Origin of the sequence: Nostoc sp. DedQUE07, assembly GCF_034530975.2 — a bacterium.
Taxonomy (GTDB): Bacteria; Cyanobacteriota; Cyanobacteriia; order Cyanobacteriales; family Nostocaceae; genus Nostoc.
The window spans coordinates 185682-206888 of the sequence record NZ_JAVRCC020000001.1 but is presented as its reverse complement, the minus strand read 5'-3'; the positions used below and the strand labels follow the sequence as shown (position 1 = coordinate 206888).

At 43.6% G+C, this 21207-nt stretch carries 10 protein-coding genes; 8 read left to right on the top strand and 2 right to left on the bottom strand.

The genetic code is table 11. From position 1 onward, the window contains the following. Positions 1 to 58: 58 nt before the first annotated feature. Positions 59 to 532: a TspO/MBR family protein gene (locus RMZ95_RS00700; RefSeq protein WP_322672498.1), complete on the bottom strand. Its 474-nt coding sequence runs from the start codon at positions 530 to 532 to the stop codon at positions 59 to 61. A 422-nt stretch (positions 533 to 954) separates the two neighbouring features. On the opposite strand from RMZ95_RS00700, the gene RMZ95_RS00695 reads away from it, so the two are divergent. Continuing rightward, positions 955 to 1533, top strand: coding sequence for a hypothetical protein (locus RMZ95_RS00695; protein WP_322682919.1), 579 nt, complete (start codon positions 955 to 957; stop codon positions 1531 to 1533). A gap of 359 nt (positions 1534 to 1892) precedes the next feature. Then, on the top strand, positions 1893 to 4616 hold the full coding sequence (locus tag RMZ95_RS00690) for a CHAT domain-containing protein (protein ID WP_409882120.1): 2724 nt from the start codon (positions 1893 to 1895) through the stop codon (positions 4614 to 4616). A gap of 113 nt (positions 4617 to 4729) precedes the next feature. Here RMZ95_RS00690 and RMZ95_RS00685 read toward each other — a convergent pair whose 3' ends face one another. After that, entirely contained in the window at positions 4730 to 5134 is a 405-nt protein-coding gene (locus RMZ95_RS00685; protein ID WP_322682917.1) for a four helix bundle protein, read from the bottom strand. Positions 5135 to 5313: 179 nt separating this feature from the next. Between RMZ95_RS00685 and RMZ95_RS00680 the strand changes: the two genes are divergently transcribed. The 6 genes from RMZ95_RS00680 (at position 5314) to RMZ95_RS00655 (ending at position 20964) form a co-directional block, all read left to right on the top strand. Continuing rightward, the gene (locus tag RMZ95_RS00680) at positions 5314 to 6282 is read left to right on the top strand and encodes a DUF1822 family protein (RefSeq protein WP_322682916.1); all 969 of its coding nucleotides are present in this window, start codon (positions 5314 to 5316) and stop codon (positions 6280 to 6282) included. Positions 6283 to 6465: 183 nt separating this feature from the next. Then, the gene (locus RMZ95_RS00675; protein ID WP_322682915.1) at positions 6466 to 8808 is read left to right on the top strand and encodes a CHASE2 domain-containing protein; all 2343 of its coding nucleotides are present in this window, start codon (positions 6466 to 6468) and stop codon (positions 8806 to 8808) included. A gap of 151 nt (positions 8809 to 8959) precedes the next feature. Next, on the top strand, positions 8960 to 9763 hold the full coding sequence (locus tag RMZ95_RS00670) for a DUF928 domain-containing protein (protein ID WP_322682914.1): 804 nt from the start codon (positions 8960 to 8962) through the stop codon (positions 9761 to 9763). Between the two features lie 340 nt (positions 9764 to 10103). Beyond that, positions 10104 to 10886 (top strand): COP23 domain-containing protein, encoded by a 783-nt coding sequence (locus RMZ95_RS00665; RefSeq protein ID WP_322673541.1) that lies wholly within the window; start codon positions 10104 to 10106, stop codon positions 10884 to 10886. A gap of 391 nt (positions 10887 to 11277) precedes the next feature. Continuing rightward, positions 11278 to 15405, top strand: coding sequence for a choice-of-anchor I family protein (locus RMZ95_RS00660; protein ID WP_322683102.1), 4128 nt, complete (start codon positions 11278 to 11280; stop codon positions 15403 to 15405). A 108-nt stretch (positions 15406 to 15513) separates the two neighbouring features. Continuing rightward, positions 15514 to 20964 (top strand): phytase, encoded by a 5451-nt coding sequence (locus tag RMZ95_RS00655; RefSeq protein WP_322683103.1) that lies wholly within the window; start codon positions 15514 to 15516, stop codon positions 20962 to 20964. Positions 20965 to 21207: the final 243 nt, after the last annotated feature.

Below are 21207 nucleotides of genomic sequence, written 5' to 3'. Positions count from 1 at the left end.
CATACACTGCAAGTTTGACAATTTAGACTAGATGTTTAATCATTCTCTGGTGCGATTCTTAGGCATCTTGAGGATTGAGACTCATCATCTGCCAAGTGGTATAAGTACCAATGGGACTCCAGAGTAAATAAGGAACTAGTAATAGTGCTGCCCAACCAGAAAAACCTAAGACTGCAAGTATCAATAAAATATCAATAATCAAACCTGTGCCACCGAGAATTGTACCCACTTTCAGACTGCGAAGCTTAAACATTACAGGCGTATAGGCAATGGTAACAATTTCTAATAGCAGATATAAACCCATGATTAACCAGGTTGAGGTGCTTCCTGGGTCTTTTTCCCAGACAATATAAGCTGACCAAGCACCGCAAATAAATATTACAGTCCAAATAATCGGAATTGCACCCTCAAAAGTTAGCCATCTCGGTCGTTGTAAACGCTTGAACCATTGGCGATCGCTAGGCGTAATCACGTTCGCTGCTAAAGCAACCAAGAAAGCCACGCCCCCAATCACCATCCAAGATTTAATCATGCCCGTTAGTCCTTTACAAGCGCTATTTATCGCTTAATACCACTCTTTATAGTCTGATTTTGTCAATTTAATTGCTAATTACTCATCATCCCTGAGTTTGAAACCTTCACATCATTTGGCTGGATTTTAAATTATAGGCATTGGGAATTGGGAATTGGAAATGGGGCATCGCTACCGTTTTGAAGGCGATCGCTTTATGCAACAACTCTATTTTTTTTGGTGAGGTGCGGCTCGTTCTAACTAAGAGCCTCTAATAACTAGATAAGTTGGCATAATAAAACCAAACTATGTAAATAAATATAAACTAAGCTACAACCCTCTTCCCTTCGACTTTCTGCCTTATCTTTTTTACGCCTACCTACTTACTTTGAGGTTGATTGTGGGGCAAGCTATATTTAATCAGTCCCAGTCCAACGTTTGATATGAGTAATTTCGCCGAAACTGTAAAGCATTTTTACTCTCAAGGCTACCCAAGAGTTTACGATCAGGGTCAGTTATTAAATATTGAATCACTTAGGATGTTCCAACCTACGTCTTTTCATGTTCATGGGCTAGCTCTTCCAAGAGTAGAAAATCTTAATCAAGAAGAGTTTGGTTGCGTTGATGACTACGACAAATGGGTACGTCAGGTAAGGTTTAGTTTTCATCTCGAAGGTATTGAAAGATGGCTTTACGATATGCAGGACTCTTCAGCACTAATAGCACCAGATAGTTTCTGGGAAGCCTATAACTTCTATAAGAATACGATTGAGGCAGCAGATATTGGAAGCGTTTTTGGTTTAAGAATCACGATTCAAGGAGAAGATACACTAGCCGTTCGGGTAATAACAGATGGTTCAGATGGATGGCTTGAAGTCTTTGATAGATTGGGAAATAACCTTGGAGCGGCACGGACTCTTGGTTGTCGCGTTCCTCCTGGTAGTGGGATTGCTTGGCGAGCAACTAATGTCATTCGTGAGTATGTTCGCAAAAAACCTCGGTTTCCACCAGAACTTTCCTAGATCAATTAAATAGTAAGTAAACTTACTCACACCTTTCTATAATTCTTGCAGCTCTAAGAGCCACACCCAAATAATTTTTACTCATCACTATTTCAGTGAGTTTTTGATTAAGGTTAGCGATCGCTTTTTAACTACAACAGATTACATGATGAGGTAGAGATAATCGTAGGGGTACAATATGTTCTGCCTCTACCCGTGTACTTCATTTACTTTGTTAATCAAGTTTCACAGCGATCGCTATAAATAAGAAAATTGTGGAAGCTCAAAGATTGATCGGGAATAGAGATGGTAACATTAGCCTGTTAGCCTAATAGTTCATCCTATGTGTTTCTGGTTATCACCTACCTCTCGTCATGCTTATGGCTAAAACAACTAGGATTTTTGGCGCAAATTCTCTAAAGTTTAAAAGCAGGGGTCGAGAAACGGCAAGGACGCGCTGGCTCACCCCCCTAACTCACTTTTTACGTTTACCTTTGTACTTCCTGGTCGCTTTGCTATGCATTGTCGGTTCACCAGTGCTAGCAAAAGTTCCTGGCTCAATCAATTCTTTATCCCAACTGCCAATAAATAGTATAGTATCGCTGGCTGTGCCCACTGATGCCGCCTCACTCTTACAGCAGGGCAAAGTTTTATACAGTAATGGCAACTTTGCCAAAGCTGTAGAAGTTTTACAACAGGCTGTCCAAATATATAAGCAGCAAGGGGAGAGCCTTGCACTAGCAGTCACATTGGGTAATCTTTCCCTAGCTTACCACCAACTCGGTGCATGGAGTCAGGCGCAGCAGGCGATTACAGAAAGCTTAAATTTACTCCAAGAACCGGATAAAAACCAAAATCTGCAAATATTTGCCCAATCACTAGATATTCAAGGTCGTCTGCAATTGGCAATGGGAAAGTCCGAAGCGGCTTTGGCAACTTGGCAGCAAACAGAAGAAATTTACAAACAAGCAGATAATCAAAGTGGCGTGGTGCGATCGCTAATCAATCAAGCACAAGCTTGGCGCACTCAAGGATTTTACCCGCGGGCGATCAAAACCCTCGATCGAATAAGTCAGACGTTAAAATCTCAACCAGATTCTCTAGAAAAGACAGTGAGTTTGCGATCGCTCGGTGATGCCCTTTTGGTATTGGGCGATTTGAAAAAGTCACGCCAAGCATTAGAAGAAAGTCTGATAATTGCTCAAAATCTCCAATCAAGCGCTGATATTGGGGCTAGTCTGTTCAGCTTGGGGAATAATGCCCGCAAACAAAATCAAAAGGAACAGGCGATCGCCTATTATCAAAAAACAGTCGCAGTATCTCCCTCACCCCTCACAAAAGTTCAAGCACAACTCAATCACCTGGGACTACTGATCGAAGATAAAGAATGGGCAAAGGTGCAAACTCTTTTGCCGTCGATTGAGTCCCAACTCAGGCAACTCCCTCTCAGCCGTGCGAGTATTTACGCTCATGTTAACTTTTCACAAAGTTTGGCAAAAGTCAAGAGTGGTGTCTTACAAGCATCGAGTCATAGTTTTTACTCAGGATTAAGTACAAAAGATTCAGCAAAATTACTCGCTAGTGCCATCCAGCAATCCCGCAGCTTAGAAGACAAGCGGGCAGAGGCTTATGCTCTAAAGAGTTTAGGCGGCTTGTACGAAGAAACCAGACAGTGGTCAGAAGCGCAAGACTTGACCCGGCAAGGATTAGCTTTGGCACAGAGTAGCAATGCACCAGAAATTACCTATAGCTTGGAGTGGCAGTTAGGTAGATTGCTTTGGGCACAAAAAGATATTAATGGTGCGATCGCCGCTTATGATGCTGCTGTAGACACTCTTGAATCTCTCCGCAGAGATTTAGTAGTCAATAAAGATGTAGTAAACCAGGATGTACAATTTGATTTCCGGGACAGTGTAGAACCCGTCTACCGCCAGTCAGTAGAGTTACTGCTGCAATCTCAAAAAGGAAAACCAAATGAAAAAATATTGGATAAAGCACGCCAACGGATTGAAGCACTCCAACTAGCAGAATTAGACGACTTCTTTCAGGAAGCTTGTCTGCAAGGTCAAAAAGTAGCCCTCGATCGAGTCGTAGACAAAGATAATTCCAAGGCTGCCATCCTTTATCCAATTATTCTTCGTGACGAACTCCAGGTAATTGTCAAAATTCCCAAACAATCTCTGCAAAGCTATAGTACCAAGATTTCCCAAGGGGAAGTAGAGCAACTCTTAATAAAACTGCGAAGAAATCTTGTCGATCCAACTGCTACTAAGATCGTCCAAACCCAATCGCAACAAGTTTACAGTTGGCTGCTTAAACCCATTGAGTCACAATTGCAGCAAAGTGGCGTCGATACGTTAGTGTTCGTCCTAGATGGGCCATTACGCAATTTACCAATGGCAGCTCTCTACGATGGTAAACAATATTTAGTAGAGAAGTATGCGATCGCCCTGAGCGTCGGTCTACAACTTCTCGACCCGAAACCGCTAATTAAACAGCAGCTCAGAGCGCTAACAGCAGGACTGACTCAGCCGCCGCCAGGATTTCCCAAGTTTGCACCATTGCTGGCGATCAAATCTGAATTTGACGGTATTACGAAAGCAGGAGTTTCGACAACTAGCCTATTGGATGGGGATTTTAAGAAAAAGAATTTGGAAAGTGAAATTGATGCTGCTTCATTCAACATAGTGCATTTGGCAACCCACGGTCAGTTTAGCTCCCGCCTCGAAGACACTTTTATTTTAGATTTCGATGGTCAGATAAATGTCAAAGATTTTGATACTCTCTTCCACAGCCAGGGTAAAACCGTAGTAGAATTATTGGTTTTGAGTGCTTGCCAGACAGCAACAGGAGACAGCCGTGCAGCACTGGGTCTTGCAGGAGCAGCTGTCCGAGCTGGGGCACGTAGTACCATCGCTTCTTTGTGGCAAATTGATGATGAATCAACAGCGATGTTTGTTAGTGCCTTCTATCGAGAACTCAAGAGTGGCAAAATCACCAAAGCCGAAGCAGTCCATCGTGCCCAACTACAACTGCTGAAACATCCCAATTACAGAGCGCCAAGCTTTTGGTCTGCTTATGTATTGATTGGTAATTGGTTGTGATTTGAGGATTGGGGACTGGGGATTGGGGATTGGGGACTGGGGACTGGGGATTGGGGACTGGGGATTGGGGACTCGTTCATCTAGCTCAAAACCTCAAATCTCCCAATCACTAATCACCAATTACCTAATCTAGTGCCATACTCTTCTTTACCTTGTTGTTGGGAACGAATGAAACGACAGTAACCGTTAAGACCTTTTTCAATCTGGTCTTTAAGTTGACTAACCCAGTGTAATTGTTCTGTATTGCAGTACCTCAGGCTTTCAGCAATAATGAAAGCACTTTTAGTCTCAGTTAATGAACCACGAGCAATGTACATAAAACGCAATCTATCTAGATAATGAGAACGTCCGTAGCTCTCAGCTATGTTCAGTAAAACACTACAAGCCGATCTTCGTAATTGATCGCTCAAATTGTAACGCTCAAAAGTTGGCAACCTATCTGCTAGTCGATAAGCTGCTTTTAGTAGCTTGACGCTATCTTGATAGAAGTCTAAAGACTCAAAACCTCTATCTCCCATATCATCTTAATAATATACAAACAATCCCTCAATTTTATGAGATATTTTTACCTAATCCCCAGTCCCCAGTCCCCAGTCCCCAATCCCAATTATCTTTTTTCAGTATTCAGTTTTGTGGCATAAATTTATTGAATGCGGGTGATATATACATAGCAGCATTGAACCCTAGAAATTGACTTATGAATAACTCCACCTATCAGCTAGATGATTTCGCTTTAACATTGCCAATTTCCCAAACAGCCCGCGTAACAGCCCAGCAATTTGCTAACCAGCAACCAAATCTTGAAAAAGCAGAGCAAGTCCGGCTGAATACTTTAGCTGTATGGGTGGTGAATGACTACTTGCAGATGATGGATATTCCTACCGATCTTCAAGCTAGTGACAGTTGGAACCCAATTGTGCGCCTTTGTGGGGATGTCGCTGATTTAGAACTGCCCTCAATTGGCCGTCTGGAGTGTCGCCCTGTCCATCTGCATCAGGAGATATGTTTTATTCCTCCAGAAACTTGGGAAGAACGGGTGGGTTATTTAATAGTTCAATTTGATGAATCGCTCGAAGAAGCAAGGCTGCTTGGTTTTATCCCTAGTGTAGCAACCCAAACAGTTCCTTTAGCGCAACTGCAACCATTGGAAGCGTTTATCGATCGCATCTGGGAACTGCGTCAATCCCCAGCTAATTCATTAGTGAATTTGAGCCAATGGTTTGCTGGTATATTTGAGACTGGTTGGGAAACTATTGAATCGCTGTGGAATGTGCCGGAACTTATGCCAAATTATGCCTTTCGCAGTGTTGAAACTTTAGAATTAGATACCCTCAAACAACCAGAATCAATTACTAAACGGGCAAAAGTGATTGATTTAGGTATCCAAATCCACAACCAACCTGTGATGTTGATTGTAGAAATCAGCCCCGAAAAAGATCGACAAACTAGTATTCATCTCCAATTGCACGCCACTGGAAATCAAATTTACTTGCCACCAGGAGTTCATCTCACTGTTATAGATAGTTCAGGAGCAATATTTCTTGACGCTCAATCGAGAAAATCAGACAACTACATTCAGTTGCAGTTTCGTGGTGAACCTACAGAGCAATTTAGTGTTAGGGTCGCCTTGGATAATACCAGTATTACCGAATATTTCCGAATTTGAAATATGTAACTATCTTCCTTGTTTGTCAGTAATTTATTAAGTGATAATTCATTAATTGAAAATTAAAAATTAAAAATCCAAGCTAGTTTTTGGGGATTTTGAAAAAAATCTGTAGATACTTGTGAAGCTTGCGATCGGACATTAGAACAGGGCACGATCTTGCATGGGGAAATAGCGACGGTTATGGGTAAATTAGTGGCGATCAAATTTGGAGAGGGTAGTTTTGAGCAGGGGTTTGCTGTCACCCTCCAAATTGGTGAAGAACACGAGCGTGCTACAACCGAAATCACTGGGAGGCTCCCTTCATTCCCGGAAATGCCGCTCTATTATAGTCATTGGCAGTCTAGTTATCGGCAGATAGGTAATCGTTATCGCCTCCATGCTGACAAAATGCAAGTGACGAATGTATCGATGGTGCAAGACTGCGAAAACGCTTCTCATATTTTGCGGGCACGCTTTAATACCTGGCTGCGAGCAGAGGAATTTCGCCCTTTGAGGGAAAAATGGTTAGAAAGATTATCATCCAGCGACGAAGTACGGGTAATTTTGCAAACAGAAAATAGCCAATTGCAGCTATTACCCTGGCATCTGTGGGAGTTATTAGAACGCTATCCCAAAGCTGAAATTGCCCTTTCTTCACCATCTTACGATCGCATTCACAAGCCACGCACTCTCAATCAATTAGTCAATATTTTGGCAATTGTAGGCAATAGTAAAGGGATTGACACCCAAGCCGATCGAGCTTTACTGCAACAGTGTAGTAACGCACAGGTGAGCTTTTTGGTAGAACCACAACGTAAGGACTTGACTGAGCATCTCTGGGGAAAAAACTGGGATATTCTCTTCTTTGCCGGACACAGTTCCAGTCAAGGAAATGGCGAAAGCGGACGAATTTATCTGAATAGAACTGATAGTCTTACCATTGGCGAGTTAAAGTACGCTCTCAAAAAAGCCATTGAAAATGGTTTGCAATTAGCTATATTTAACTCCTGTGATGGCTTGGGATTGGCGCGAGAATTAGCTGATTTGCAAATTCCTCAAATAATTGTCATGCGCGAACCCGTCCCAGACCAGGTTGCGAAGGAGTTTTTAAAATATTTTCTCGAAGGCTTTGCCGGTGGCGAGTCTTTATATCAAGCGGTACGCCAAGCACGGGAACGCTTGCAAGGACTTGAGGATAGATTTCCTTGTGCAACTTGGCTACCAGTGATTTGCCAAAATCCGGCGCAGATACCACCGACTTGGGATGAATTAAGGTCTACAAAATCTGAAGATGAAGAGCCAGCAAGTTTACCTTTGTCTAACAAACGCAGATTTAAGAGAACTGTGTTATCCAGCTTGGCAGTTACAGCCTTGGTTTGTGGCGTGAGATTGGTGGGATTGCTAGAAAATCCAGAGATTCAAGCCTTTGATTTAATGATGCGATCGCGCCCCACAGAAGGACTCGATCCTCGACTGTTGATTATCACAATTGACGATGAGGATTTAGCAATTCAAAGACAAAATGGCGAGTCCTTAATTGGAGCTTCTATTTCTGAAAAATCTCTGAATAAACTCTTAGCAAAACTGAATCAATACCAACCCCGCGCGATCGGCTTAGATGTCTACCGTGATTTTCAGGCCAAAGAGCCAGATTTAATTACTCGTCTCCAGCAAACTCAGAACTTGGTTGGCATATGCAAAGGGAGCGATCGCACAGGAAATATCAAAGGCATTAAGCCGCCACCAGAAATCCCTCCAGCAAATCTGGGATTCAGTGACTTTATTCACGATCGCGATGGAGTTATTCGTCGGCATCTTCTGTTCATGAATCAGGAGACCACATCATCGTGTTTTACTCCATATTCCTTCAGTTTACAACTAGCATCCCTTTATCTGCACCCTTTAGGAATTCAAACAAAGTTCACCCCTGAAGGAAATTTGCAGTTGGGTAAGACTATTTTTGAGAATCTGAAGTCTCGTACTGGTGGCTATCAAAATATTGATGCTAATGGCGGTCAAATCTTACTCAACTATCGTTCTTCAAAAGAAATAGCCGAACAGGTAACGCTAACGCAATTTTTATCTAGTCCAATTAACCCCAACGCCATCAAAAACCGGATTGTTTTGATTGGTGTGACTGCAAAGGGGGATTCTCCAGACACTTGGTCTACACCTTATGGCATTCCTTTAGACGAGCAAATGCCAGGAGTACTGGTACAAGCTCACATGGTCAGCCAGATCCTTGGTGCAGTCCAGGATGGGCGGCCGTTGCTGCGAGCTTGGTCATGGTGGGCAGAGGTAATCTGGATTTGGGGCTGGTCTTTGATTGGGGGAGTCCTAGCTTGGCGCAGGTTTTCTTTACCCTGGTTGGCGTTGGCAATGGGTGTTGCTTCTAGCGTTTTGTATGTAGTTTGCTTTGGTCTGTTAATTTCAGGTGCTTGGGTGCCTTTCGTACCGTCGGCTTTATCGTTGTTAGCTATGGGAGTTTTAATGTCAATTTATAGTAATTCAAAAACAAAAGTGCGGGCAGGGAATGGGGAATAGGAGCAGGGGAGCAGAGGAGATGAGGGGACAAGGGGACAAGGGGACAAGGAGATAAACAAAACTCCTAACTCCTCACTCAGCACTCCTAACGCCCAGTGCCCAATCTAAAATCTAAAATCTAAAATCTAAAATCCTATGAGGTCAGGTTTCTATGAATTCAAATTCACAACCGATAAAGCTGTTTTTAGTAGTAGCTTTTAGCTGTACAAGTTTATCAGTTAGTCTGACTCCAGTACTGGCGAAACCAACCCCTAATCGCTCTGATGCTAAAACAATCCTTGCTCAAGCTAAAACCTTTAATCAACCTCCAATTCCAGCTGGCTCCCCTCCTGGAGGTCGCGTTCGTGGTGGAGCGAAGCGCACCGGGCCGGAGGGATGTCCACTTACTAAACCTGACCTGACTGCTTTAGTCCCCTTTACTCAGGAAGCTAACTCAGTGATTAATGTCTGGGGACAAACAACAGTAGAACATCCAAGTTGGTTTTTCTATGTGCCATATACCAAAGATTTGCCCTATACAGTTGAATTTGTGTTGCAAGATCCAGATGCTAACGAGGTATACAAAAAAGCGATCGCTCTACCGGATAAGCCCGGAGTCATCCGCGTTTCTTTGCCTAGCACTGCTCCCACTTTAGCAGTAGGCCAACAATACCGCTGGTTTTTCACAATTAACTGTGACAAGCAACAGAATGCTCCCCCAAGTTTTGTTGAAGGGGTAATAAAACGAGTTAACCTCAGTCAACCAACAGTCAAACAACTAGAAACGGCAGAACCTCTAAAGCGCTATGCTATCTATGCCCAAAATGGGATATGGTACGAGGCACTGACAACGTTGGCTCAACTGCGTCAAAAAAATCCTCAAGATGCAGCCCTGAAAGCAGAGTGGCGAAATTTGTTAAGCAGTATCCGTTTAGATGATGTTGCCGGAGAACCCATTCTTCCAGGAACACCTTAAACTAGGAAAAAATTTTTAATATAGCAAGGGACTGGGGACTGGGTGAAAAGCCTTTTTGTGTCTAAGTTTTATCGTCTGTTGATGTCCTAACCACCTTGACTGTTGCTATACAAATAAAATTTTCAAGTATTTAAATGACTCAGTTTAAGCAAATAAGTGCTACAAGCGTTACGTCTATTAAGGAGTGGGGCATCATACAGAAATTCAAGTACAGCTGAAAAAGCTAATCGCCGGAAAAAAGGCACAAGAGGAAAAAAATAGGTTTTTGCTGAATCAAAAGCCAGAATTATTCGTCACTTAAACTATCAATTCCCTATTTATTTCTACTGGAGGATGATTTATGTCATCACAAATGCTGCGGTTGATATCTTTGGGCAGTCTTGGCTTATCTTTGTGTCTGGGCAATTCGGCAGCAATGGCGCAATATGATTCTAATGGCGATGGTGTAGTAGTACCAACAGTACCATCAGGTGGCACATCAGCACCAGTTCCAATAGACACATCGACAGGTGTACCACCTTCACCTTCTGCTGATGGTACAACTCGGTTTACCTGTCAGACTTATAATGGACAGTATACTGTCATGTACCAGCCACAAAGTCAACCAGGACAATTCTTTGCTTGGGCAGCACCTGCGGCTTTAGGTGGTGGTTGGGACGCACAAAGGCGTTGTACAGCAATTGCCAGTCGCTTGGAACTTTATCGCCCAGATGGTTTACAAGAACTTCAGACATCCGTAGAGAATAACGAAAATACTGTCTGCGTCACAACTGAAGCTAATCCAACCTGTAGAATTGTGCTGACAGTCCCCCGTGGAAAAGATCCTGTTGTTATCCGCAATAGCATTTTCCAAAACTTGACTACTGCTGACAGCGGACAACAAACGATCGCCGTTAACACTTATGGCGATCGCACTAGTGGAGGCAACGAATTATATAATTTAGGACGCACACTTCTAGGCGGTGGCAATAATCGGGTTAGTTCATCTAGAAGTGGGATTAATCTGAAACCTTTCCTCGATCGTCAAGATGGTGGTACTGGAAACAATTTGCGGAGTGGAGTAGCAATTCGTCGTCAGTCTCAACCTAACGGTGTTCGTTTAAGCCCTGGTAAATTCCGGTAAGCAAGAGTGGCTTTTAATACAAAATGACTTTCAAATAAAAAATATCCAACTACTTATTGTGGGGCGGACATCTTGTCCGCCTTTTTTTATGGGCATAAAATTGCTGTCTCCTGGACTTCTTCGAGATGTCGAGGATCTAAATCCAGCTGTATATTATTTATTCTTTTAACCTTTTGCTAGCAGTTTCTTAACGTTGCTGAGATAACTTGAGGTTGCTGAATATGAATTAATACTAGTAAACCCTGTAGCTTTTTTGACTGCAAAATATTTTTTTTAAATAGTGATATTGCGATTGTCAATGTGACTTGATTATGGTGGCAAATTATTACTGAACATCAGCTTTTCAGGTAATTTTCAAACAATACAAAATAAATTGAAGGAGACGTTATTAATGGCTTTGACACAAGGCGATATTGCTTTTATCTCTTTCAATGCTGATAACGATATTGCAACCAACAATAACCCCAGTATTTTGCAGAAAATTGGCAGCTTCACCAGTACTAATGGAGCCGAAATATCCGCCTTTGATTCTGGAAGCGATCGCTTATTTGTGGTTGCTGGCAGCATAGTTGAAATTTATCATGTCAGCAATACAGGCACGCTAACCTCGACTGGTTCTTTGGTAACAGGATTTACGCCTCCCGTCGGGACACAAGCCATTCCCAACAGTGTTGCGGTGAAAAATGGTATTGTCGCAGTCGCTTACGCCATTCAAAACACCAGCACAAACGCCCAGCAGACAGGACAGGTGAGTTTTTACAATGCCGCCAATGGCAACTTTTTGAACTCGGTGGCGGTGGGTGCATTACCCGATATGCTCACCTTTACGCCCGATGGCACGAAGGTATTAGTGGCAAATGAGGGAGAACCCAACAGCTACGGGCAACCAAATTCAGTAGATCCTGAAGGTTCAGTCAGTATTATTAATATTGCTGATGGTGTGGCGAATGCAACCGTTGCCCAAGCCTCGTTTACAAGCTTCAATAGCCAGATCGCCACACTCAAAGCCGCAGGTGTACGGATTACTGGCCCCGGTTCGACGGTGGCACAAGACTTAGAACCAGAGTATATTGCTGTATCTCCAGACAATCAAACTGCACGAATTACCTTGCAAGAAAATAATGCGATCGCTATTCTGGATATTGCTAGCGCCACGATCACCAATATTTTGCCCCTTGGTGCGAAAAATTACAATCTTCCAGGTAATGGATTAGATGCTAGCGATCGCGATGGTAAAATCAATATTCAGAATTGGCCGGTGGTTGGGTTATATCAACCCGATGCGATCGCTAGCTTTACAGCCAACGGACAGACTTACTACATCACCGCCAATGAAGGAGATTCCCGCGACTACACTGGTTTTAGCGAGGAAATCCGGGTTGGCGCAAATGGATATGTTTTAGATCCAACAGTTTTTCCCAATGCGGCTACCCTAAAGCAAAATACCAACCTGGGACGGTTAACCGTTACAAATGCCACAGGAGACACTGACGGAGACGGAGATTTTGACCGCATCGAAGCATTTGGGGGACGTTCCTTTTCAATTTGGAATGCTAGCGGCAATCAGATATTCGACAGTGGCGACCAATTTGAACAAATTACTGCAACCAAAGTACCAACTCTGTTTAACTCAGATGGCGCGGCTGATACTTTTGACACCCGCAGCGATAACAAAGGGCCTGAACCCGAAGGCGTGGCGATCGGAGTCATCAACAACCGCACTTATGCTTTTATTGGTTTAGAACGCACTGGCGATGTCATCGTTTACGAAGTGACCAATCCCAACAAGCCAACCTTCGTTCAATATATCAACACCCCGGAAGATGTTGCGATCGAAGGGCTAACCTTTGTCTCGGCGGCTGATAGTCCTACTGGGAAGCCTTTGTTAGTTACTACAGCCGAAGTCAGCAAGACGGTTGCGGTATTTGAAGTAACTCCATCCGTTCGGATTAGCGACATTCAGGGAACGGGGCATATCTCATCCTTTAGAAATCAGACTGTCAGCAATGTAGCGGGAATTGTTACGGTTAAAGCAAGTAACGGTTTTTACTTGCAAGACCCCACTCCAGACAGCGACGATAGCACTTCCGAAGGTATTTTCGTCTTCACCTCATCAGCACCAACCGTATCCGTCGGCGATTCGGTATTAGTCAGTGGAACAGTTACAGAGTTTCGTCCCGGCAACGATGCTAATAATTTAACCAAAACACAAATCACCACTCCTACAATTGTTACCGTTTCTAGTGGCAACGATCTACCCACTGCTACAATCCTTGGTAATGGTGGCAGAACTATCCCGACAACGGTAATCGATAACGACACGATCGCTAATATCGAAACTGGAACAACCACCTTCGATCCTGCCCAGGATGGCATCGACTTCTATGAAAGCTTAGAAGGAATGCTGGTACAGGTGAATAACCCAATCGCCACTTCACCCACTGCAAACTTTGGTACATCAGAAGAAATTTGGGTATTAGCAGACAATGGCGCAAATGCCACAGGGCGAACGGTTCGCGGTGGTAGCCTGATTAGTGCTTCAGACTTCAATCCTGAGCGGATTCAAATTGACGATCTCAACAATGGCTTAACACTGCCTGAAGTTAATGTTGGTACGCAACTTAGTAATATTGTCGGTGTCGTTGACTACAGCTTTAACAACTATGAAGTTTTAGTATCGGCTGCTCCCACAGTAGTACAGAACAGTAACATTCAAAAAGAAATCACTAGCCTAACTTCTACCACCAACCAACTGACGCTCGCTACCTACAACGTCGAAAACCTCGATCCAGGCGACGATCCAACCAAATTTAACAACCTGGCTAATCGCATTGTTAATAATCTCAAATCACCAGATATCATTAGTCTCGAAGAAATTCAGGACAATAACGGTGCAACAAATGATAGCGTCGTTGATGCCAGCACTACCTTCCAAAAGTTAATTGATACAATTACTGCTGCTGGTGGCCCGACGTATCAATATCGCCAAATTAACCCAGTAGACGATACGAACGGCGGTGAACCTGGTGGAAATATCCGGGTAGGTTTCTTGTTTAATCCTAATCGTGTCAGCTTTGTAGATCGCCCTGGTGGTAGTTCCACCACCAGCACCACAGTTACCAATGTCTCTGGTGTTCCTACAGTTTCTTATAGTCCTGGTTTAATCGACCCCACCAACTCCGCCTTTACTAGCAGTCGTAAGCCGTTAGTTGGTGAATTTACTTTCAACGGTGAAACTGTTTATGTAATTGGCAACCACTTTAATTCTAAAGGTGGCGACCAGCCATTATTTGGGCCGAATCAACCACCAACCCTCAGTAGTGAAATCCAACGCCAGCAACAAGCTACCCTGGTGAAGAACTTTGTCAGCAATATTTTAGCGATCGCCCCCAATGCCAATGTCGTAGTGGCGGGTGACTTAAATGACTTTGAATTTTCCAACCCCGTCAACACCCTAGAAAGTGCTGGACTGACTTCCTTAATTGAAACTCTGCCGCAAAATGAGCGTTACACCTACAACTTTGAAGGTAACGCCCAAACCCTTGACCACGTTTTAGTTAGTAACAACTTGCTCAACAACCTGGATGGATATGATGTAGTTCACATCAACTCAGAGTTTACCGATCAGGATAGCGATCATGACCCTAGCGTGGCTCGGTTTAATCTCCCTAAAAACAATGCTCCCACAGTAGTACAAACGATTGACGACCAAATCATTTCTACTAATAAAGCTTTTTCTTTCAATATCAGTAACAAATTTGCTGATGTAGATCCAGGTGACACCCTGACTTACAGTGCTACAGGTTTACCCACTGGTTCTAGTATCGTTGCCAACACAGGTGTAATATCCGGTACTATCTCCCAAATCGGCATTTTCGCAGTTACAGTTACTGCTACCGATCGTAAAGGCGCTAATGTTAGCGATACCTTTGACTTGACTGTTGCTAATAACAAGGCGACATCTGGCAACGACATCATCTTTGTCAGCGAACTTACTGGTTTGAACAAATACATAGTCAATGCTCTGGCTGGGAGCGATCGCGTCATCGGCACTAATACCAGTGAATTAATCGACGGTGGAGCAGGCAATGATTACCTGGATGGCAAGGGAGGCATAGATGTACTCCTTGGTGGCGATGGCAATGACACCATCTTAGGTGGACTTGGCAGCGACGGACTTTCTGCGGGTAATGGCAATGACCGCCTGATTGGTTGGGGCGGTGGCACAAACGAAATTGACCTCCTCAACGGCGAACAAGGTGCAGATACTTACCTTTTAGGTGATGCAACTTCAGCTTTCTATACCAGTTCTCGCAACAATGATTATGCCGATATTCTCAACTTTCAAGCAAGCGATCTAATTCAGCTTCAAGGAGTTGCTAACAATTACTCGCTAGGGTCAGTGAGATCGGCTGTAGGCATTTTCACCAACAATGGAACGGAATTAATTGCTGTTGTGGAAAACGGGTTAAACCGCAATACCAATTTGACAACAGATACTCGTTTCGTCTTTATTTAACGCAGATTTAATCGAACTCCGATTTCTCTGTGTACTCTGCGCCTCTGCCGTTCCCTATTTCTAATTTTCAAAACAGTCTCATGTCTAGAATCTATCTCAGAATTAAACATGCTAACTACTAATACAATTCGCTTTTCTCAATTCAACGCTTCTTTAAATCGTAATGCCAAAGGTCAGTTAGTCAGCGATTTGTCTACCCCTGACAACGCTCAAGCAAAGGCAGTTGCAGAAATCATCCAGCGTAATAACCCGGATGTGTTGCTAATTAACGAGTTTGACTACTCCCCGGAGGCAGTTCAACTATTCCGGCAAAATTACCTAGCCGTCAGCCAGAATGGTACAACACCCGTTGACTACCCTTACTTCTACATCGCTCCTTCTAATACAGGTATTGCCTCTGGTTTTGACTTGAACAACAATGGCACAGCAGTTACAACCCCAGGCGAATCAGGATATGGCGATGATGCTTTCGGATTCGGGAATTTCCCTGGTCAATACGGAATATTGCTGTTGTCCAAATATCCCATTGACACTGCCAACATCCGCACCTTTCAAAATTTTCTATGGAAGGATATGCCCAATGCTTTGCTTCCTGACGATCCGACAACACCACAGCCAAATGATTGGTATTCTCAGGAGGAATTGGCAGTTCTACGCCTTTCTTCTAAAAGTCACTGGGATATACCCATCCAGGTAAACGGTGAAACAATTCACATCCTCGCCAGCCACCCCACACCGCCAACTTTTGATGGCACGGAAGACCGCAACGGTAAGCGCAACCACGACGAGATCCGCTTTTGGGCAGACTATATTACCCCTGGTAATGGTAATTACATTTACGATGATGAGGGTAAAACTGGCGGTATTGCTGCTGGATCGAGCTTTGTGATTGTGGGCGATCAAAATGCAGATCCGTTGGATGGTGATAGTTTTGACAACGCTATTCGCCAACTATTGCAAAATCCCAATATCAATACTAATGTTATTCCCACCAGCCTGGGTGGTCGCCAACAAGCAGGCTTACAAGCTGGTGCAAACATTAGCCAAAATGGTAATCCTAGCTTTGACACCGCAGACTTTGCTGATAACACTCCCGGAAACCTGCGGACTGACTATGTGCTGCCCTCAGCTAACCTGACAATTGCCAACTCAGGAGTATTTTGGCCTCTAAATACTGATTCAACGTTTCCTTTGGTAGGTACTTTTCCCTTTCCCAGTTCTGACCATCGCTTGGTGTTCGCAGATGTGCAAACCGGAGCAACAGAACCAGGTAAAACCATTCCCAATGTAAGATTTGTGGGGCAGAGTACTTTTGCCACAGGGTTTATTCCTGCTGGTGTAGCGGGAACGGTGAATGGGGTACAAACTCCACTAGGCGGACTTTCTGGTGTCACCTACGATGCTGTGAATAACCGCTACTATGCAATCTCAGACGATCGCTCCCAAGTTGCCCTTGCCCGTTTTTATACCTTTACTGCCAGCGATTCCTGGGTGAATTTTACTAATGTCACAACCCTGAAAGATACCAACGGCAACTTTTTTGCAACCAACAGCCTTGACCCAGAAGGTATCGCTTTAACTAACAATGGTACAGTCTTTATCTCTTCCGAGGGCGAAGTTAATCCTGGTGCTGGTCGCGTTAGCAATCCCTTTATTAAAGAGTTTTCGCTAACTACAGGGCAAGAAACAGGCTCGCTATTTGTCCCCAGGAAATTCCTACCAGTAGTTGAAGATACCAACAGTAACGGTATTATCGATGCAGATGATACGCAGACATCAGGTGTTTACAATAACTTAGCCTTTGAAAGCCTCACCATTACACCCGACCAGAAAACCTTATTCACCGCCACTGAAAACGCGCTGTCCCAAGATGGATTAAAAGCTTCACTCACCAGTGGCAGCCGTTCCCGAATTCTGCAATACAATCTGGTTACTGGACAGCCAGAAAAAGAATACCTCTATATTACTGATGCAATTCCCGAACCACCCAATCCCAGCACAGGTTCTGCTGACAATGGTTTAGCGGATTTATTAGCAATAGATAATCGTGGCACATTACTAGCGTTAGAACGTTCCTTTGCCCAAGGTGTAGGTAACACGATCAAAATCTACGAAGTTTCTTTGCAAGGTGCAACTGACATTAGCTTCTACGATTCTCTCAACAATCTGAGTACTGAACAACTAGCAGCTATCCAACCCGCCCAAAAACGACTGCTGTTGAATTTAACTGACCTGAATCTGCCTACTGATGCAAACCACCCGATTACAGGAGTGGATAATATAGAAGGTCTTGCCTTCGGCCCCAAACTAGCAGATGGACGTCAGTCCATTGTGCTGGTAAGTGATAACAACTTTAACCAAAGCCAATTTACCCAGATCCTCACTTTAAATGCAGACTTAGTTCCCACTGCTGCACCCAGATTAGAAACTCGTCCCGATTTATTTGATGATGAAGATCCAGCACTGCCTGCTGTAGATCAAAATGCTGATGCTGATGACCCTGCCATCTATGTTAATGCCACAAATGCTTCCGAGAGCCTAGTATTAACCTCAGTCAAAAATGCTGGACTGCGGGTTTATGACTTGTCTGGTAATTTATTGCAAACAGTTAATCCCGGTGGCATTCGCTACAACAACATTGACCTGCAATACGGTTTTAAATTAGGCAATCAATCTGTTGATATTGCCGTAGCTAGCGATCGCAACAATGATAAACTAGCAATCTTCAAAATCAACCCCAACCCCACCACCCCCGGACAATACTTGGAAGATATCACCGATAGTAATATTGGTACTATCTTTCAAACATCACCTTTTGAACCTCCCTATTCTGCATCAACCCGCAGTTCTTACGGAGTTACCTTATACCGTAGCCCCATAACTAATGATTACTATGTCTTTACCAGTCGGCGAGAAACTGGAGATATAGCTCAGTTCAAATTGATTGACAAAGGGAATAGCAAAATTGGCGCTGAACTGGTGCGGGAGTTTACCATCCCCTCGCCTACCACAGAAGGGCGTTCTCCCCAAACAGAGGGTATGGTGGTTGACCAAGAAACCGGCTTTCTCTACATAGCCCAAGAAGATGTGGGCATCTGGAAATTCCAGGCAGAACCGGACGGTGGCACAACAGGCAAGCCGATCGATCGCGTCCGTTTTGAGGGTGGTTCTCACCTTACCGATGATGCCGAAGGGTTGACTATTTATTATGGCAAAAACGGCACAGGCTACTTGTTAGCATCCAGCCAAGGCGATAGCACCTTTGTTGCTTACACACGTGAAGGTAACAACGAATATGTGGGTAACTTTGCCATTGGTAACAATGGGTCAATTGACAGCGTGCAAGAGTCAGATGGGGCTGATGTAATTAATGTGCCACTGGGGCCTAACTTTCCATTTGGTTTATTTGTCACCCAAGACGGCTCTAATGAACCTGCCAAGACAATCGATGGCGAAAACGTCAGTTCTAACTTTAAACTGGTGCCTTGGGAAAATATTGCCAATGCCTTCCCCAATTCTCTAAATATCGATACCACTAGTTACAATCCTCGCAATCCTGTTGCCCAACCCAAGCTGACTATCTATGAATTTGAAAACCTACCGAAGTTAGGCATGACATCTAAAAATCAAGATATTTTCTTGGGTGGTTTTTCTGGGTTGTATTTCCAAGGGTTTGCAGCAAATGGCAACCTGAAATTTGTTACCAACACAGATCGTGGCCCCAATGGAGAACCTGATGGTGTCAAAAGACCATTTTTATTACCCGACTTCCAACCAGAAATAGTCAGCTTTGAACTTAACCGCACCACAGGTGAAATCAGCATTACCAACAGAACAGAACTATTTCGCCAAGATGGAACGACCCCATTAACGGGACTACCTAACTTGCAAGCTGTAGGAAACGGTTTAGCTTACACAGATGAAATTGCCGTTGACTTAAACAACAATGTTCTACCTAACGATCCTTTGGGTGCTGATTTAGAAGGCATTGTCGTTGCCCAAAATGGAGATTACTGGTTGGTGGATGAGTACCGTCCGGCAATTTACCACTTTGACACTAATGGTAAACTGATTGATCGCTTTATCCCTCAAGGAACTGCCACAGCACCCAACCCAGATCGACCAGCTGGAACTTTTGGCACTGAGGTATTGCCAGCAGTTTATGCTCAACGTCGCAATAATCGAGGATTTGAAGCAGTCGCACTAGAAGGTAATAAATTATATGCCTTTATTCAGAGTCCAATTGATAATCCAGATGTCGCCAATGATGCGACTTCCAAAGGTTCTCTCAACCTGCGAATTCTAGAGTTTGATATTGTCAGCAAGCAGGTAACAGGAGAGTATTTATATCGCCTAGAAGGTTTACCAGGAACCGATAAGATTGGCGATGCAGTTTCTTTGGGTAACGGCAAATTTGCAGTAGTTGAACGAGATGATAATGGTACATCTGCTGGCAATAAACTAATTTACCAAATTGATTTAGCTGGGGCAACTAACATCAACAACCCTGCTAACTTTACCTTGCCAGTTGATAAAACTATTGAACAACTGACCTCTGCGGAGTTAGCTACTGTCAATATTATCCCTGTCAGCAAGAGTTTGATTGCTAATGCTGCTCAGTTAGGCTACACCGGGGTGGAAAAATTAGAAGGTCTAGCATTGGTAGCACCCAATACTCTAGCTTTGATTAACGATAACGACTTTAACATTACAGGTAATACGGCTGCTGAAAAACTTGGTATTCTCGAATTACCCAATAATCTGACAACTGTACAACCTACTTTTCCCAACGGTTTTGGTTCTAGCAACAGCGATACTGTCAATCTTGAGCCAAGACAATTCTTTAGTGCAGGTGACGGAGCAGACTTTATAGAAGGTGCTGAAGGTAACACAATTCTGGCTGGAAAGGGTGATGACACAGTGCTTGCAGGGAATAACTCTTCAGTTTCCGGGGAAGATGGTAGCGATCGCATATTTATTGGTCAAAATGGCCCGACTCAAAATACTAGTGCCGATGGTGGCAGTGGTGATGATGTTATTACTGTGGTAGAAGCCAGTGGTAGTAATAATTTGTTTGGGGCGACAGGTAATGATAATCTCACAGTAATTGAAGGTTTTCGTCAATCATTATTCGGTGGCTCAGGTAACGACATTCTCACAAGTAACGGTAGCAATAACCGTCTCTACGGTGGTTCTGGAGATGACAAACTCTCCTCTAATGTCAATGATTCCCTGTTTGGTGGCGATGGTGATGATGTGCTATTTGCTGGTCAAGGGGGTAGTAATAGCATCACTGGTGGTACTGGTGCTGACCAATTCTGGATTGCTAACGCCAGTCTGCCAACGAGCAAGAACATTGTCACTGATTTTACAGTTGGCATTGATAAAATCGGGCTGGGCGGTATTGGTGTTACTCAATTTAGTGGGCTAACACTATTGCAACACGGTAATGATACCATCGTGAAAATCGGAAATACTGAGTTAGCTTCATTGCTAGGAATTACATCAACTAAGCTCACAGCAAATGACTTTGTTTTCTCTGTCAGTGTTGTAGCTTAATTTGTTCGCCTCTTGTGATTGTTACAGCTTCATTAAACAGCAAAAGTTAATGAAGCTGTACTCAATCATTATTGCAAAAGCAATTAAAGAGAAGGATTATAAAGCAATACAGTTGAGATAAGACCAAAACACTTGTAGAGACGGCGATTTATCGCGTCTCAAAACCCACGATTTTGTACAAGTAGCCCAAACCGTATTGGATTATAAAGAACTTATTATCTGACGAAAGTTACAAAAGAGATA